General features: G+C 61.5%; 1 protein-coding gene. It reads left to right on the top strand.

Annotated features, from left to right (window positions below; all coding sequences use genetic code 11):
- Positions 1 to 198: 198 nt before the first annotated feature.
- Positions 199 to 2,061 carry an ATP-binding cassette domain-containing protein gene (locus AC1DMG_RS21770; protein ID WP_477174996.1) on the top strand — a complete coding sequence of 621 codons (1,863 nt, stop codon included), beginning with the start codon at positions 199 to 201 and terminating at the stop codon, positions 2,059 to 2,061.
- The last annotated feature ends 17 nt before the right edge of the window (positions 2,062 to 2,078 follow it).

The raw sequence follows: 2,078 nt of genomic DNA, 5'->3' as shown, positions 1-2,078 counted from the left end.
CGCAAATGGCGTATGGCGAAAGGCTTATTTGCGTGTAGGCGCGAACTTTTTTCGTTAAAAAACAATTACTCCGCCAGACGCCCGCCCCGCTCATCGGCCACGGCTTTTTCTCCTCTAGCGTTCCCTATCGGCAGACGCGCGTCGGGATTGAGCAGCAAAAGCGAACGATCGACACGACGCATCCCCTAAAATGTCCGGATGTCCCTAATCCAACTTCAGCGCGTCGACTTCAGCATCGGCGGCCCCCTCCTGCTCGAACATGTCGACCTCTCCATCGAGACGAACGAGCGCGTGTGCATCGTCGGTCGTAATGGCGAAGGCAAATCCACCTTGATGAAACTCATCAGCGGCGAACTCAAAGCCGACGATGGCGAAGTGCGTGTGCAAAACGGCGTCGTCGTTGCGCGCATGGCGCAGGAGGTGCCGCAAGACACGGCCGGCAGCGTGTTCGATGTGGTCGCGCAAGGCCTTGGCGACCTGGGTCGATTGCTCGCCCGTTACCATCACCTGCTCGCCGAAGGCGACATGGATGCGCTGGGCGATGTGCAGACGCAGATCGAAGCGCAGCACGGTTGGGATCTCGACCGACGCGTCACCGATGTGTTGACGCGGCTTGAGCTTCCCGGCGATACCGATTTCGCAGCGCTCTCGGGCGGCATGAAGCGTCGTGTGCTGCTTGCGCAGGCGCTGGTGCGCAAGCCCGACGTGCTGCTGCTCGACGAGCCCACCAACCATCTCGACATTGAAGCCATCGGCTGGCTCGAAGCATTCCTGCGCCAGTTCGAAGGCAGCATCATCTTCATCACGCATGACCGTAGTTTTCTGCGCGCACTGGCCACGCGCATCGTCGAGATCGATCGCGGCCAGCTCACCGACTGGCCCGGCGATTACGACAACTACCTGCGTCGCCGCGAAGAACGCCTGCACGCCGAGTCGCAGGCCAACATCCACTTCGACAAGAAGCTCGCGCAGGAAGAAGTGTGGATCCGCCAGGGCATCAAGGCACGGCGCACGCGCAACGAAGGCCGCGTGCGCGCCTTGAAGGCGTTGCGCGTGGAACGTTCGCAGCGTCGCGAACTCTCCGGCAACGTCAAGATGACCATGGCCAATGCGCAGGCCTCGGGCAAGAAGGTGATCGACCTGGAGCACGTGCACCAGAGTTACGGCGGCCGCGTGCTGATCGAAAACCTGAGCACCACCATCATGCGCGGCGACCGCGTGGGCATCATCGGCCCCAACGGCGCCGGCAAGAGCACGTTGCTGAAGATCATGCTTGGCGAACTCAGGCCCGATCGCGGCCACGCCACGCTGGGCACCGGCATCCAGATCGCCTATTTCGACCAGCATCGCGTGCAGCTCAACGACAAGCTCAACGCGCTGGACAACGTGGCCGAAGGCCGCGAATTCATCGAGCTCAATGGCTCGCGCAAGCACATCATCGGCTACCTGCAGGATTTCCTGTTTTCGCCGGAACGTGCGCGTGCGCCGATCACGCGACTGTCAGGCGGCGAACGCAATCGACTGCTGCTCGCCAAGCTGTTCGCGCAGCCGTCCAACCTGCTGGTGATGGACGAACCAACCAACGACCTGGACGTGGAAACGCTGGAGCTGCTGGAAGAGCTGCTCACGCAATACCAGGGTACCTTGCTGCTGGTGTCGCATGACCGCGAGTTTCTCGACAACGTGGTATCCAGCACGCTGGTGCTCGAAGGTCACGGCAAGATCGGCGAATACGTGGGCGGTTACACCGACTGGCTGCGCCAGCGTCCGTCGGCATTGGCGCCTTCGATCAAGTCGCTTGAGAAGACCGTCGCAGTCGCCGCGGCGCCAGTCGTAGAGGCAAAGCGCAAACTCAGCTACAAGGATGCGCGAGAGCTGGAGCAGTTGCCGAAGAAGATTGAAACTTTGGAAGCCGACATTGCCGCGCGCAGCGAGGCGATGAACGATCCGGAGTTTTTCCGGCAGGATAATGCCGCGCTGACCAAGGCGAATGAGGCGTTGTCCAAGTTGCAGGCGGAGTTGGATACGGCTTACGCGCGCTGGGCAGAGTTGGACGCTTGAGGTTGCGTGTGTCGCGC

It is taken from the genome of Dyella sp. 01N36, assembly GCF_056399745.1.
This window is presented reverse-complemented; position numbering and strand designations above follow the sequence as displayed.